This is a genomic window from Nonomuraea sp. SYSU D8015, assembly GCF_008065375.1.
Taxonomy (GTDB): Bacteria; Actinomycetota; Actinomycetes; order Streptosporangiales; family Streptosporangiaceae; genus Nonomuraea.
On sequence record NZ_VJYI01000001.1, the window covers coordinates 438,655 to 453,747 of the forward strand.

General features: G+C 72.0%; 12 protein-coding genes and 1 riboswitch. Of the genes, 10 read left to right on the forward strand and 2 right to left on the reverse strand.

Annotated features, from left to right (window positions below):
* Nucleotides 1-4: 4 nt before the first annotated feature.
* From ID574_RS03880 to ID574_RS03890, 3 genes are read left to right on the forward strand one after another with little or no spacing between them, the layout of a single operon-like run.
* Nucleotides 5-373, forward strand: a complete 369-nt coding sequence (locus ID574_RS03880; protein WP_223166341.1) for a hypothetical protein — start codon at nt 5-7, stop codon at nt 371-373.
* 6 nt (nt 374-379) lie between these two features.
* On the forward strand, nt 380-2,380 hold the full coding sequence (locus tag ID574_RS03885) for a hydantoinase/oxoprolinase family protein (RefSeq protein ID WP_188187347.1): 2,001 nt from the start codon (nt 380-382) through the stop codon (nt 2,378-2,380).
* Nucleotides 2,373-4,181, forward strand: a complete 1,809-nt coding sequence (locus ID574_RS03890) for a hydantoinase B/oxoprolinase family protein (protein ID WP_188187348.1) — start codon at nt 2,373-2,375, stop codon at nt 4,179-4,181. Before ID574_RS03885 ends, ID574_RS03890 begins: the two co-directional genes overlap by 8 nt.
* A 544-nt stretch (nt 4,182-4,725) precedes the next feature.
* On the opposite strand, the gene ID574_RS03895 is transcribed toward ID574_RS03890, so the two are convergent.
* Nucleotides 4,726-5,610 carry an NAD(P)-dependent oxidoreductase gene (locus tag ID574_RS03895; RefSeq protein ID WP_188187349.1) on the reverse strand — a complete coding sequence of 295 codons (885 nt, stop codon included), beginning with the start codon at nt 5,608-5,610 and terminating at the stop codon, nt 4,726-4,728.
* Nucleotides 5,611-5,732: 122 nt separating this feature from the next.
* A riboswitch (guanidine-I (ykkC/yxkD leader) is annotated at nt 5,733-5,835 on the forward strand.
* A gap of 51 nt (nt 5,836-5,886) precedes the next feature.
* Between ID574_RS03895 and ID574_RS03900 the strand changes: the two genes are divergently transcribed.
* The 7 genes from ID574_RS03900 to ID574_RS03930 all read left to right on the forward strand — a co-directional run bounded on the left by ID574_RS03900 (nt 5,887) and on the right by ID574_RS03930 (nt 13,408).
* Nucleotides 5,887-7,038 carry an agmatinase family protein gene (locus ID574_RS03900; RefSeq protein WP_188187350.1) on the forward strand — a complete coding sequence of 384 codons (1,152 nt, stop codon included), beginning with the start codon at nt 5,887-5,889 and terminating at the stop codon, nt 7,036-7,038.
* Nucleotides 7,035-8,015: an ABC transporter substrate-binding protein gene (locus ID574_RS03905; RefSeq protein ID WP_188187351.1), complete on the forward strand. Its 981-nt coding sequence runs from the start codon at nt 7,035-7,037 to the stop codon at nt 8,013-8,015. The genes ID574_RS03900 and ID574_RS03905 overlap by 4 nt, the downstream gene beginning before the upstream one ends.
* 389 nt (nt 8,016-8,404) lie before the next feature.
* On the forward strand, nt 8,405-9,358 hold the full coding sequence (locus tag ID574_RS03910) for an ABC transporter permease (protein WP_223166342.1): 954 nt from the start codon (nt 8,405-8,407) through the stop codon (nt 9,356-9,358).
* Nucleotides 9,355-10,110, forward strand: a complete 756-nt coding sequence (locus ID574_RS03915) for an ABC transporter ATP-binding protein (protein ID WP_188187353.1) — start codon at nt 9,355-9,357, stop codon at nt 10,108-10,110. Before ID574_RS03910 ends, ID574_RS03915 begins: the two co-directional genes overlap by 4 nt.
* Nucleotides 10,111-10,164: 54 nt before the next feature.
* Complete coding sequence (locus ID574_RS03920) at nt 10,165-11,049, forward strand: Gfo/Idh/MocA family protein (protein WP_188187354.1); 885 nt, start codon at nt 10,165-10,167, stop codon at nt 11,047-11,049.
* 245 nt (nt 11,050-11,294) lie between these two features.
* On the forward strand, nt 11,295-12,311 hold the full coding sequence (locus ID574_RS03925; RefSeq protein WP_188187355.1) for an NAD-dependent epimerase/dehydratase family protein: 1,017 nt from the start codon (nt 11,295-11,297) through the stop codon (nt 12,309-12,311).
* Between the two features lie 26 nt (nt 12,312-12,337).
* A complete protein-coding gene (locus ID574_RS03930; RefSeq protein ID WP_188187356.1) occupies nt 12,338-13,408 on the forward strand; it encodes a dihydrodipicolinate synthase family protein in 1,071 nt (356 codons plus the stop codon).
* A 448-nt stretch (nt 13,409-13,856) separates the two neighbouring features.
* On the opposite strand, the gene ID574_RS03935 is transcribed toward ID574_RS03930, so the two are convergent.
* Entirely contained in the window at nt 13,857-15,065 is a 1,209-nt protein-coding gene (locus tag ID574_RS03935; RefSeq protein ID WP_223166343.1) for a response regulator, read from the reverse strand.
* Nucleotides 15,066-15,093 lie beyond the last annotated feature (28 nt).

The window sequence follows — 15,093 nt, forward strand, 5'->3', positions numbered from 1 at the left end:
TGTGGTGACCGATAAACCCGCGTCGCTCGACGCGATGATGAAGCAGGACGACTTGACGGCGGCCCAGGCTGACGCGACGCGCTGGCGTTACGGCTTCCTCGTGGTCGTGGCGGGCATCGTCGCGGTCCTGGCCGCCTTCGGCGCCGCTGTGTTCGCCTCTGCGGAATTCGCCCCGCTCTTCGCCGGGGTGGCCGGAGTGATCGGTACCATCATCGGAGCGTATTTCGGGGTGCAGGCCGGGCAATCGGGGAAGGCCAGGGTCGAAGCCGAGCTCGCAAGGTCCCAGGAGATGGTGGTACGCCTGGCGGCCTACGTCGGGACGGAGAACGCGCCCCGAGTCATCGACGAAGTGCTCGGCCGACGCCGAAGCTGAGGAGCCATGCGTAGCGTCCGTATCGGAGTGGACACTGGGGGCACGTTCACCGACGTGGTCGCGGTGGACGAGCAGACCGGTGAGATCCTCACCACGAAGACCCCCTCGACCCCCGGGAACCCGGCGGACGGGTTCCTCGCGGGCATCGCGAAGCTGGGCGAGCTGGACGTCGGCTCCATCGTGCACGGCACCACGGTGGCCACGAACCAGCTGCTGGAGGACCGGATCGGGAACCTCGGGTTCATCACGACCGAGGGTTTCGAGTTCATCCTGGAGATCGCCAGGCAGAGCGTGCCCGACGGCTACGGCAACTCCTACTTCTGGGTCAAGCCGCCCAGGATCGTTCCCGTGCACCTGGTGAAGACCGTCGGAGGGCGGCTCGACCACCTGGGCAACGAGGTCTGGCCGTTCTCGGAGGAGCAGGCCGTGGAGGTGGCCCGCTGGTTCCGCGCCAGGCGCATCACCGCGATCGGCGTGTGCTTCCTGCACTCGTACGCCAACCCCGAGCACGAGCGCCGCATGCGCGAGGTGCTGTGGCGCGAGCACCCCGAGGCGGTGATCTCGCTTTCGAGCGACGTGCTGCGCGAATACCGCGAGTACGAACGCTCGGTCACCACCCTCGTCGACGCCGCCGTCAAACCCGCCATGCGCGGCTACCTCGCCAACCTGTCCGCCCGCCTGGGCCGGCCGTTCTCGGTCATGAAGTCCAACGGCGGCATCCTGTCGGCCCGCGAGGTCGTCAACCAGCCGATCACCACCGTCCTGTCCGGCCCCGCGGCGGGCGCGCTCGGCGCCGCGCTCATCGCCTCCACGGCCGGGCACAAGTCGGTGATCACCCTGGACGGCGGCGGCACCTCCACCGACGTGGCCGTGGTGATCGACGGCGAGCCGTCCATCACCACCGAGGGCGCCGTCGGCCGCTATCCGTGCAAGATCCCGATGATCGACATCATCACCGTCGGCGCGGGCGGCGGCTCGATCGCCTGGATCTCGCCCGAGGGCACGCTCAAGGTCGGCCCCAAGTCCGCCGGCGCCGACCCCGGACCGCTCTGCTACGGCAGGGGCGGGACGGAGGTGACGGTCACCGACGCGCACGTCTTCCTCGGCCGGATCCCTCCCCACCTGCTCGGCGGCGAGATCCCGCTGGACGCCGACGCGGCCCGCCAGGGCATCGAGGCGCTCGCCGACAAACTCGGCCTCAGCCCCGAGCGCACCGCGACCGGGATCCTGGAGATCAGCGCGTTCAACCAGAGCAACGCCATCCGGCAGCTCACCGTCAAGCGCGGGCTCGACGTGCGGGACTTCCCGCTGGTGACGTTCGGCGGGTCGGGGCCGCTGCTGGCGTGCCGGCTGATCGACATCCTCGGCCTGCCGTCGGTCGTCGTCCCGCGCGACCCCGGGAACGTTTCAGCGTTCGGGCTGCTCACGGTGGACGTCAAGAACGACTACGTCCGCACGTACGTCACCCGCGACCTCTCGCTCGGCAAGGCGGCCGAGATCTTCCACGACCTGGAACATCAGGCCGGCGAGGCGCTGGACCGCGAGGGCTTCGACGACCCGGTGTACATGCGCAGCGCCGACCTGCGCTACTACGGCCAGGGCTACGAGGTCCGCGTCCCCGCCCCCTCCGGCGAGATCGACGCCGAGTGGCAGGCCCAGGTGATCGAGCGCTTCCACGAGGCGCACGAGAAGCTCTACGGGTACGCCTACCGCGACGACCCCCGCCACGGCATCGAATGGGTGAACCTTCGCGTCTCCGGCATCGGCCCCATCACCCGCCCGACCATCCGCCCCCTGGACAAGCCCGGCAACGGCGCCACGTCCGTCCGCCCCGTGCACTTCGACGAGACCCGCGACACCCCGATCCACCAGCGCGCCGCGCTCGGCCCCGGCGCCACCGTCAAGGGGCCGGCGATCATCGAGGAGTACGGCTCGACGATCCCCATCCACCCCGGCTTCACCGCCACCGTCGACCCGTACGGAAACGTGGAGGTCAAGCGTGACTGATCCCATCCTCATCGAGATCGTCGAGGGCACCCTGGCCTCCGTCGAGAAGGAGGTGGAGACGGCCATCGCCCGCACGGCGCGCTCGCCGATGATCCGCGACGCGCACGACTTCCGCGCCGGCATCCACGACGCGCGCCTGCGCAAGCTGACCGGCCGCTCCTACAGCGCGCTGGTCCAGCCGATCGTGCGCGACTTCCCCATCGAGACGATGAAGCCCGGCGACGTCTACTTCCACAACGACGTCTACCTCTCCGAGGGCGGCATCGGCCACCTGCCGGACCTGTGCGTGACCGTGCCGGTGTTCCACGAGGGGGAGGTGGTGGCGTTCGTGCAGGCGTTCGGCCACCACGACGACATCGGCGGCTCCGTGCCGGGCTCCATGCCCTCGCACGCCCGCTCGGTGTACGAGGAGGGCCTGATGGTCCCGCCGATCAAGCTGTGGGACCAGGGCGTGCCGAACGAGGCCGCGCTGCGCATCATGACCCGAAACTCCCGCATGCCCGACTCGCTGGCCGGCGACCTGGACGCGGAGTGCTCGGCGTGCCTCATGGGGGCGCGGCGGCTGGGCGAGCTGTTCGAGCGGTACGGCAAGCAGGCGGTCGTGGAGTGCTTCGACGCGATCATCTCCAAGACCACGGAGACGTTCCGCAGGGAGCTGCTGTCGAAGATCCCCGAGGGGACGTACGTGTGGGAGGACTACGCCGAGCACGACGGCGTGGACGAGCCGCGCCTGCACACCCAGCGCATCACGCTCACCGTCGACCACTCCGCCGAGTCGCCGCTGACGATCGACTTCACCGGCACGTCGCCGCAGGCCAAGGGCCCGATCAACCACGCGGGCGACTACGCCGACGGCGTGTTCCTGAAGAAGTGGCTGGCCCCGGTGCTGCGCAACCTGGCCGACACGCCGGAGCGGATGGCGGAGCTCGACGTCAACGAGGGCGTCGTGCCGCTCATCAAGATGATCTTCCCGGAGAAGGGCACACTCCTCACGCCGATCTTCCCGGCGCCCACGAACGCCCGCACGTTCGTCATCCTGCGCCTGCTCGGCGTGCTCGCCGGCGTCCTGGCCAAGGCCACCGGCGGGCGCATGCCCGCCGACCAGGAGACCATCCGCTACACGGGCGTGTACGGCACGGACGCCGAAGGGCAGCCGTACCTCATGCGGGAGGTCCTGGGCGGCGGCTCCGGCGGGCGCTGGTACGCCGACGGCGAGGACACCATCCACGTGGTGCCGGACTCGCGCAACATCCCGGTGGAGTTCGCCGAGGCCCGCTGGCCGTTCCGGGTGGAGCGGCTCGGGCTGGCCTGCGACTCCGGCGGGCCGGGGATGTTCAGGGGCGGGCTCGGTTACGACAAGCACATCAGGATGCTGCGGGACGCCTCGTACATGTCGATCGCCGACCGCTCGATCCTGTCCTGCTGGGGTGTCAACGGCGGCCTGGCCGGACGGCCGTTCCGGGTGGAGATCGGCGGCAAGGAGATGGAGGGCCTGGTGGACGACCACCCCGTCCAGGCGGGCGAGGTCATCCGCATCCGGACCACCGGGGGCGGCGGCTGGGGCTCGCCGTACGACCGGGATCCGCGGGCGGTGGCGGCCGACGTCCGCGACGGGAAGGTGTCGATCGCCGGCGCCCTGGGGGACTACGGGGTGGTGCTGGACGGGGACCGGATCGACGAGCAGGCCACTGCCGAACTGCGGGCCACCCTGCGGCCTCCGGCGGACCGGTTCTTCGATCGGGGGCCGGGATACGCGAAGTTGTCCGGCGGGCGGACGCTCGCGGAGGTGGACGAATTGTGAGGAGTTAATCACGCTTCGTGAGAGCGACCTGAGCGCCGTGCGTGGCGCGATGAGGAGCACAAACGTCGCTGCCAGGTCGTCGAGGCGGTGGCGGCGCTGCGGCCTGCGGGCGTTGTCGCCCTCGGCACCGGCATGGACCTGAAGTGCCGGGAACGCGCGCGTCGCAAGTGCATGGAACGCCTGCTATGGGACTTTGGGAACAGGGCTGTGGTGGAGGTGTGCTTCGAGTCGCGTAACGCTGTTCTGGACGCGGCCGACAAGAAACTGATCGACGTCCTTCGAATCCGGCATGCTATAGCGCCACGGCTGCGAGCCGTGTGGGCGCCCGCGGTCCAGGAGCCCCTCATCTGATTGCCCGACATCGTCGCGGGAGCGGCCTCATTGGCAGCACACGGTGAGCCGGGCTTCTGGGAGACGCTTGGGTCGGGTGTGGAAATGAGCTGCATGACACTCGACTGAGTCCGGAAAGCGCAAAGCCCGGGCTCCTGTCAATTCCGGCAGTACACCCGGGCTCACTTCCACTCCCATCAGCGATGGGCGGCTGTCACAGCGCAGCCGTCTGCCCCTTGTCGAAGCTAGCGAAATAAGTCGCCGCCATGTCCTCCTCGCCGTGTCCCTGTGCCTCCGCGCGGCGGAAGCGTTCCCCGGCGGCCGCCACCACGTCCAGCTTCACGCCGACCGCCTCGCCCGCCTGCGTGATCAGCCGCGTGTCCTTCTCGGCGTTCGAGACCGTGAAGCTGGGCGTGAAGTCGCCCTCCATGATCGCCTTGGACTTGCCCTGGAAGTAGGCGTTGTCCAGCGGCCCGCCGCTGATCACCTGGCGGACCAGGTCGGGATCCAGGCCCAGCCCCTCGGCCAGCGCCAGGGACTCGGCCACCACGGCGGTGAGCGAGATGGCGTAGCTGACCGTCGCGAGCTTCAGCTTGGAGGCCGTGCCGTCCGCGCCGTTCTCGCCGAGCCAGAGCGTACGCTGCCCGACCGCGTCGAACACCGGCTCCAGCGCCGGCCTGGCCGCCTGCGGACCGGCCGCGAGGACGACCAGCTTGCCCTGTTCGGCGGGCTGCCGGGTGCCCTGCACCGGCGCGTCCACGAACGTCAGCCCATGCTCGGCCGCCAGCGCCGCCAACTCCTCCACGGCCGCGAGCCCCACCGTGCTCATCTGCGCCCACACCTGCGCGGACCTCAGCCCGGGGGCGGCGGCGGACATCGCCGCGCGTACCGCCTCGCCGTCGCCCAGCATCGTGACGATCACGTCCGCGCCCTCGACCGCCTCGGCCGGCGAGCCCGCGACCACCGCGCCGTCGGCCTCGAGCGGCCGCGCCTTCTCCGGCGTGCGGTTCCAGACCTTCACCTGGAGGCCGGACCCGGCCATGTTGCGGGCCATGGGAGCGCCCATGATCCCGGTTCCGAGTACTGCGACAGAAGTCATGGGATCACCATATGACCTACTGCCGAAGCGCCCGCGGACCGGGCACCGGTAAGGCGACTGGAACAAGGTCTTAACGGCACGGAAACACCACGGGAGTGCACTGAGGGGGACTCACCGAGAGCGTGAGGCGCACCTAGGGTTCCGCCGGCTTGACACGGGTCTGGTCCAAGAGGTGCAGGCGGTCTTGACAAGGCCGCTCCACGGCGGGACAAAAGCCCGGGAGTTCAGCCATCGCCTGGCTGCCTTCCGGCCGGGCAACGATCATTCGGAGCTCGAATGCACTGGCATCCCCGCAAGCTGCACGACGACTACGGACCCGAGGCCCGCTTCGCCGTCGAACGCGAGGCCGAACTGCCCACCACCGCCTGGGACCGCGAGGTGGCCCGCGCCCTGGAGCTCGGCCTGCCGGGCGCCGACTCCATCGTGGACCGCCGCATCCCGACCTTCTCGCGCGGCGAGCTGCCGCACTTCGCGGGCATCAACACCTTCCTCAAGGCCCCGTACGTCGAGGACGTGCGCACCTGCGGCGACTTCGACGTGGCCGTGCTCGGCGCGCCGTTCGACGGCGGCACGACGTACCGCTCAGGCACCAGGTTCGGGCCGCAGGGCATCCGCCGGATCTCCGCCCTGTACGGCCCCTACAGCTTCGAGCTGGGCGTGGACCTGCGCGAGTCGATCACGATGGCCGACCTCGGCGACGTCTTCACGATCCCCGGCAACATCGAGAAGACCTTCGACCAGATCTCCAAGGCCGTCTCCCACGTCTACGCCAGCGGCGCGTTCCCCGTCGTCCTGGGCGGCGACCACTCGATCGGCTACCCGACCGTGCGCGGCGTCGCCGAGCACCTGTCGGGCAACCTCGGGATCATCCATTTCGACCGGCACGTCGACACCCAGGAGACCGATCTCGACGAGCGGATGCACACGACACCCTGGTTCCACGCCACGGACATCCCCAACGTGCCGCCGCAGAACCTCGTGCAGATCGGCATCGGCGGCTGGCAGGCGCCCCGGCCCGGCGTGAAGGTCGGGCGCGAGCGCGGCACCACGATCATGACGGTCACCGACTGCGTCGAGATGGGCATCGAGGCCGCCGCCGCCAAGGCGCTGGAGGTCGCCTGGCGCGACGCCGAGGCCGTGTGGCTGTCGTTCGACGTGGACTGCCTGGACGCCGCCTTCGTGCCGGGCACCGGGTGGCCGGAGCCGGGCGGGTTCCTGCCGCGCGAGGTGCTCAAGTTCATCCAGATCATCGCCGATGCCGCGCCGCTGGCCGGGATCGAGGTGGTCGAGTGCAGCCCGCCGTACGACAACGCCGACATCACCTCCCTGATCGCCACCCGCGTCATCTGCGACACGCTCGGCTGCCTGGTCCGCTCCGGCCACCTGCCGAAGAAGAGCCCATCGAAGGGAACGGAGACCGCGTCATGACCCGACGGCTCCTGATCGCCGCCCTGCTGGCCCTCTGCGCCGCCTGCGGCGGCGGCCCGGCCGCGCCCGCCCCGTCGTCCGGCGGCAAGGCCGTCACCCTGGGCTTCTCCGCCTGGCCCGGCTGGTTCCCCTGGCAGGTCGCCCAGGAGAAGGGGCTGTTCGCCAAGAACGGGGTCCAGGTCGAGCTGAAGTACTTCGACAGCTACACCGACAGCCTCACCGCCCTGGCCACCGGCAACATCGACGCCAACAGCCAGACACTGAACGACACGCTCGCCTCCGTCTCCGGCGGCGCGAAGCAGACGGTCGTGCTGGTGAACGACAACTCCACCGGCAACGACCAGATCATCGCCAGGCCGGGCATCACGTCGGTGGCCCAGCTCAAGGGCAAGACCGTCGCCGCCGAGCAGGGCACCGTGGACCACTACCTGCTGCTGCTCGCGCTGCGCAAGGCGGGGCTCACCCAGGACGACATCACGTTCAAGCCGCTGCCCACGGACGCGGCGGCGGCCGCGTTCAAGGCGGGGCAGGTGGACGCGGTGGGGGTGTTCGCGCCGTTCACGACGACGGCGCTGGAACTGCCGGGCGCCACGGCCATCGCCTCGTCCAAGGACTTCCCCGGGGCCATTCCCGACCATCTGGTGGTGTCGCGGGAGCTCGTCTCGTCCCGGCCCGAGGTCGTGCAGGGGCTGGTGAAGACCTGGTTCGACACGCTGGCCTGGATCGACGCGAACAAGGCGGAGGCCAGGACGATCATGGCGAAGCGGGCGGGGGTGAGCGAGGAGGACTACGCCGAGTACGACGCCGGGACCACGATCTTCTCCCTCGCCCAGAACGTGGAGGCGTTCACCTCGGGCAGCCTGGAGCGGCAGGCCAAGGAGATCGCGACCTTCCTCACCGAATCCGGCCTCGCCGACGCCGCCCCGCCGCTGGACGGCCTCCTGGACCCGCGCTTCGTCCAAGGGGCCTCATCATGACGGGCCCGGCCCGCGCCGCCTCATCCCGCACCTCGGAGCCGGGACCCGTCCCCCCGGCCCTGGAATCCGGCCCTCCAGCCCTGGGATCCCGCCCTCCAGCACCGGGGGCGGACTCCGGCCCGCCGTCCCGGCGACCTGCCGCTCCTGACCTCGCCGACCCGGTACCGGTGCCGGGCGTCGCGGGCCCGGAGGGGTCCCACCCCGGGGTTGCGGTCCCGAAGGAGCCCGGCTCCCACGGCGCAGGACTGCCGGATTCCGGCTCCCAGGGCGCGGTCCCAGAAGGGGCCGGTTCTCAGGGCGCCGCCGTAGAGGAGACCGGTTCTCAGGGGGCGATGCCGGAGAGGCCCCGTTCTCAGGGTGCGGTCCAGGAGGGGGATGGTTTCCGAGGCGTGGTCCCCGCGCAGGCGGGTGTCCAGGACCCGGCGACCGATGTCGGGGGCGCGGGGCCGGTGAGCGGGCGGCGGCCGGGAGACCGCGCTGACTGGCCGCCGCTCCCCAAGCGCCCCGCCCGCGAGCGGCCGCGGCAGCCCGTCTCTCCGCTCGCCCGGCTGCTGGGCCTGGGCCGGCGGCCGGAGGGACGCGGCCGGGTGCTGCCGGCGCGGACGCGGTGGGCGCTGCGGGCCGTGGCCGTGCTCGTGCCGCTGGCCCTCTGGGCGGTCGTCAGTTCCCTGGGCGTCGTCGATCCGACGTTCCTGCCGTCGCCCGCCGCCGTGGCGCAGGCGTTCGCGGAGATGGCGGCGAGCGGGCAGCTCCTGTCGGACGCCGCCGCCAGCCTGGGCAGGGTGAGCGCCGGGTTCGCGCTGGCGGTGGCGATCTCGGTGCCGCTGGGCATGGCCATGGGCACCTCCCAGGTCGCCCTGGCGCTGCTCGAACCGGTGATCGGGATGCTGAGATACCTGCCCGCGTCCGCGTTCATCCCGCTCCTGATCATCTGGCTGGGCCTCGGGGAGCCTTCCAAGATCGCGATCTTGGTCATCGGCGTGGTGTTCTTCAACACGCTGATGACCGCCGACGCGGTCCGCGCCGTCCCGGCCGAGCTGCGCAAGGCCGCCGCCACGCTGGGTGCCACCGGCGGTGAGGTGCTGCGCAAGGTGGTCTGGCCGTACGCGCTGCCCGGCATGCTCGACGCGATGCGCGTCAACGCGGCCGCCGCCTGGAACTTCGTGGTCGTCGCCGAGCTGATCGCGGCCGAGTCGGGGCTCGGCTACCGCATCGTCCGCGCCCAGCGCTTCCTCCAGACCGACCGCATCTTCGCGGTGCTCGTCGTGATCGGCGTGATCGGCCTGGCCATCGACGTGGGGCTGAGGCTGGCCAGGGCCAGAATGGGGAGGTGGGCGGCGTGACGCTGGTCCTGCGCGACGTCGTCAAGGAGTACGGCGGCCGCCGCGTGCTCGACGGCATCGGCCTGGAGGTGGAGCCCGGCGACTTCGTGTGCATCGTGGGGGCCAGCGGCTCCGGCAAGTCCACACTGCTCGGCATGATCGCCGGGCTGGAGCCGGTCACCGGCGGCGCCATCGAGCTCGACGGCGGCCCGGTGAGCGGCCCCGGGCCCGAGCGCGGGCTCGTGTTCCAGTCCGGGGCGTTGTTCCCGTTCCTCACGGTCGCCGAGAACGTCGGGTTCGGCCTGCGGCTGCTGCCTCTGCCCGCCGCCGAGCGCGCGCGCCGCGTCGACTGGTACTTGTCCGAGGTCGGCCTGTCGCCCCTCGCCAAGGCCCTGCCCCGGCAGCTGTCGGGCGGCCAGCGGCAGCGGGTGGCGATCGCCCGCGCCCTGGCCTGCGAGCCGTCCGTGCTGCTGCTCGACGAGCCGTTCGGCGCCCTCGACGTGCAGACGAAGGAGGACATGCAGGTCTTCCTGCACCAGGTCTGGCAGGACACCGGCGCCACCGTGCTCATGGTCACCCACGACGTCGAGGAGGCCGTGCTGCTCGGGCGGCGCGTCATCGTCCTCACCTCGAACCCTGGCCGGGTCGCGGCCGAACTGCCGGTGCCGCTTCCCGACCGGCGGGAGCTCGCGCTCAAGCGGACCCCGGAGTTCCTCGCTCTCCGGGCGCGGGTGGAGGACCTCGTCAGAGGGCAAGTGAGCGCACGCGTGTGACGGCGACGGCGGCTGTCATGATGGTCTGCATTTCCGCTAGGAAGGGAGACGATCGTGCGTGTCGCTCTGGCCGGGCTCGCCACCAGCCACCCTTACACAGACGCCCGCACCCTGACCCGCCATGCCGAGCTGGTGGTGTGGGAGCAGGACCCCGCGCGGCTGCGGCGCTTCACGGACGAGCACCCGGACGTCAAGGTGGCGGGCAGCCTCGGCGAAGTGCTGGCCGCCGGGCCGGACGGCGTGGTGCTGACCGTCCCCAACCCGCAGGTGCCCGAGGCGCTGGCGCGGGTGCTGGAGACCGGCGTGCCGTGCTTCGTGAACAAGCCGGCCGCCGCCACCCGCGCCCAGCTCGACGCGCTCGACCGGCTGGCGATCCACGAGCGGGTGCTGTCGAGTTCGGTGCTGAGGTTCGCGCCGGCCTTCGCGGGAGCACGGGTCGATCCCGGCGAGGTGCTGGCCGTGCGGGCCACCGTACGGCATGACGTGGGCCTCTGGGCCACCGGCTACAACGCCTGGCAGGACACGCCCGGCGAGGGCGGCGGGACCATGGTGACCATGGGCATCCACGGCGTCGAGCTGCTGGTCGCCCTCCTCGGGCCGGACGTGGGGCTCGCGGGCGCCGCCGGGGCCAGGCGGCACTACCGCACGCTGCGCTCGGAGGACACCGGCGTCATGGCGCTGCGGTGGGGGAGCGGCGTCACGGGGACGGTGGAGATCCTCGGCGTGTCCGAAGGCGAGTCCTACGACGTCACGCTGCACAAGCGCGACGGCTCCGAGACGATCGTGATCGAGGCCGGCGACGATCCGATCAAGGGACTGGGGTACGAGGGGACCATCGACGCGTTCCTGTCCATGGTCGGCGGCGCGCCGAGCCCGGTGCCGTGGGCGGAGACCAGGGCCGTCCTGGAGGTGCTGGTCAGCGCCCGCGAGCACGCCTGAGCGGCGCCGGCCCACTGCTGCGAGCACGACCGAGCGGTGCCGCCCCGGTCCTGCGAGCGCATCTGAGCGGTGCCGCCCCGGTCATGCGAGCCCGCGTGAGCGGTGCCGCCCCGCTGCTGCGATCGCGCCCTGACAACCCGCTCTCCCCGCCCCCGAGCGCCGTCTGATCCGAGGTTCGCCGTTGACAGCCGAAGTCCGTCCCAGTTACGGTCTGGACCGTAAATGACGGATGGAGGAGACCCCGCGTGCGGACGACTGCGGAACTCGAGGAGCGGCTGGCGCGGCCGAGCGCCGGGCTGATCGACGACCTGAGCAGGCTCGACGGCGACATCCTGATCCTGGGCGCCGGCGGCAAGCTGGGGCCGAGCCTGGTGCGCCTGGCGCTCAACGCCATCCGGGCCGGCGGCGCCGACCGGCGGATCATCGCCGTGTCCCGCTTCTCCGAACCCGGGCTCGCCGAGGCGCTCGCCGGCGAGGGCGCGACCGTGGTGCCCGCCGACGCGGCCGACGAGCGCGCGCTTCGCGACCTGCCCGACGCGCCCAACGTCGTCTTCCTGATCGGCGCCAAGTTCGGCACGCAGGGCCGCGAACACGCCACCTGGTTCACCAACGCGTACCTGCCGGGGCGCGTCGCCGACCGGTTCAAGGACAGCCGGATCGCCGCCCTGTCCACCGGGAACGTCTATCCGCTCGTCCCCGTCGGCAGCGGCGGCAGCACCGAGGACTCACCGGTGGGGCCCGTGGGCGAATACGCCATGAGCTGCCTGGGCCGTGAGCGCGTGCTGGAGCACTTCTCCGCGACGTACGGCACGCCCCTGTCGCTCATCCGCCTCAACTACGCGGTCGAGCTGCGGTACGGCGTGCTCGTCGACCTCGCGCAGAAGATCCTGGCCGGAGAGCCGATCGACCTGGCGACGGGGCAGGTGAACGTGGTCTGGCAGGGCTACGCCAACGAGGTCACGCTGCGGTCGCTGACCCTGGCCGCCGCCCCGCCTGCCGTGCTCAACGTGACCGGGCCCGAGCTGGTCTCGGTACGCCAGGCCGCGCTGGCCCTCGGCGCGGCGATGGGCAAGGAGCCGGTGTTCACCGGCGAGGAGGCCCCGACCGCGCTGCTGTCGAACGCCGGGCGCTGCCACCGCCTGTTCGGCTACCCGGAGCTCACCCCCGCCGAGCTCGTCGAGCACACCGCGCGGTGGGTGGCCGGCGGCGGGCCGCTGCTCGGCAAGCCGACCAAGTTCGAGCGCCGCGACGGGCGCTTCTGACCAGCCCAGCCCGCCATCTCGACCACATGAGGGGGACCTACGTGCTCAGCACCGCTTCGGAGGCGCAGACGTCAGTGCGCGACCTGTTCAGGCGCGGCCTGGTGATCCCGGCGCATCCGCTCGCGCTCACCGAGGACAGGAAACTGGACGAGGTCCGCCAGCGGGCCCTGACCCGCTACTACGTCGAGGCGGGCGCGGGCGGGCTGGCCGTGGGCGTGCACACGACGCAGTTCGCCATCCACGGCACCGGCCTGCTGCCGCCGGTGCTGGAGCTGGCGGCGCGCACGGCCGCGGAGTACGAGCGCGAGGTGGTGCTGGTCGCGGGGGCGACCGGGCCCACCTCCCAGGCGGTGGCGGAGGCCGAGCTGGCCCGGTCGCTCGGGTACCACATGGTGCTGCTCAGCCCGTACCAGGAGCTCGACGAGGCCGGGCTGATCGAGCGGGCCAGGGCGGTGGGTGAGGTCCTGCCGGTGATCGGGTTCTACCTGCAGCCGGCGGTGGGCGGGCGGCCCTTGTCACGAAATTTCTGGACAGAGCTGGCGGGCGTCGAGTCGGTCGTCGGCATCAAGGTGGCCCCCTTCGACCGCTACCGCACACTCGACGTCCTGCACGGCGTGGTGCGGGCCGGGCGGGCGGGGGAGGTGGCCCTCTACACGGGCAACGACGACCACATCCTGGCCGACCTCATCACCTGCCACCGGGTGGTGGTGGACGGGCGCGAGGTCGAGGTCGAGTTCGCCGGAGGGCTGCTCGGGCAGTGGGCGGTGTGGGTGCGGCGGGCCGTCGAGCTGCTGGAGGAGGCCAGGCTCGCGCGGGCGGGGGACGACGCGGCGGTGCGGCGGCTGCTCACCCTGGACGGGCACCTGACCGACGCCAACGCGGCCATCTTCGATTCGGCCAACGGGTTCCACGGGTGCATCCCGGGCATTCATGAGGTGCTGCGGCGGCAGGGGCTGCTGGCCGGGCGCTGGTGCCTGGACCCGGAGGAGGAGCTCTCGCCGGGCCAGCTGCGGGAGATCGACCGGGTCTGGGCCGCCTATCCGTGGCTGCGGGACGACGACTTCGTGGCGGCCGGCCTCGACCGCTGGCTCTCCTGACCCCGTGCCCACCTGCCCGCCGCTCGCTCGGGTGCCGCCCACCTGCCCGCCGCTCGCGCTCGCGTCCTTCTTCCACCTGCCGCTCGCCCGCCTGCCGCTGGGGCGGATGCCGTTCGGCCGCACGCCGCTCGCTCACCCGCCTCTCACCCACGCGAGCCACCACCGCCCTGCGGTCACCGTCGCGGCGCCGAGCCCGGCAGCTGCGGGCGCGGACCGGACGCGTCCTCGCGGTGGAACCCATGGCGTGGGGGTGGGTGTGGGTGGTGCCCTGGAGGTCGGCTGCTCGGTCGCCGTCGCAGATCCGGCCCCCCGCTTCCCCGCTGGGCCGGCCACGGGTCGGCCGCGCCGTCGCGGTGGCGGCCTGAGCAGCGCGGCGGTGACGGGCCGTGCCGGGTCAGAGGGTGCGGAGGGTGGTGGCGCCCGGGGCGCGGTGACGGGTGGTGGCGGGTCAGAGGGTGAGGCGGTAGAGGGTCAGGGGGCGGCCGCTGGAGCCGCTGGTGAGGCTCCCCGTGCGCTCCGCCAGCCCCGCCAGCTCCAGCCGATGCAGCATCCGCCGCGCCGTACGCTGCTGGACGGCGAGGCGGTCGGCGATCTCGCGCGTCGTCAGCGGCTCGTCCCCGGCGGCGGCACGCGCCTCCAGGAGCTTCTCCAGCGTGGGCACCGACAGCCCGACCCGGCGGGCGATGACCGAGAGGTTCTGGCCGCCGGGCGGCGGGGTGGCGGTGACGGACTCCAGGACGATGTCCGTGTCCGCCCGCAGCGACAGCACGGCGGCGACGTCGCCGATCCGCCGGGCCCTCGCCAGCGCGCGGCGGGCCAGGCTCTCCGCCTCCGCCGCGCTGCGGCCCAGGCCGAAACCGACACGTACCACGTCGTTGTGGCCTGCCAGCCTCGCCAGCATGGGCAGCCCCGTGAAGCCGCCCGTCGCGTCGTACAGCGGCCCGCGGGTGGTCACCAGCAGATGGGTGCCGCCGCGGAAGGCCGCCAGCGTGCCGCCGAGCGCCGTGGCCTCGCGCAGCAGCCCCTCCTCGCCGGCCACCTCGATGAGCCCGAGCGCGATCTGCGCGTCCTCCTGCACCTGCCCTTCGGCGGTCAGCAGGAGCTGGCGCAGCGCCACCCGTACGGAGTGGACGGAGGGCACCAGGCGCAGGACGTGCAGCTGGTCGCGGAGCGCCTCGTGCACCGAGCTGAGGCAGGTGATCACAGGGTGCGCGGGGCCCTTGCGGTGGAAGGCGATCGCCTTCTTGGAGGTCATCTCCGGCCGGTACGGCAGCGTGCGCAGCTCGTCGGTGGGCAGCCCGGCCTCGGTGAACGTGGTGTGCACGGCGGCGGCGGACAACGTGTCGATCGACAGCCGGGTGACGTCCTGGCCCTGGTGCTGGAGGCGTACCAGGGCGTTGAGCAGCGTCGCGCCCGAGTAGTCGACGAACGCGGCGGGACGGTCGAGCGATTCGGCGTCGCGGGAGAGCATGTACGGCACGATGCCGGTGAACAGCCATCCCTCGACGGCGCCCGCGTGCGCCTCGACGATCGCGGGCGCCTGCGACTCGTGGTCGTAGTCGAGGCGCAGGGCGCTGACGCCCGGCTGCTCCTCGCAGACGGCCGCGACGTCGTCGACCAGATCGTGTGGTCCGACGACCCCGATGACGATTCCCACCCTCGCCCTCCCTGTCGCTGATTTCGGT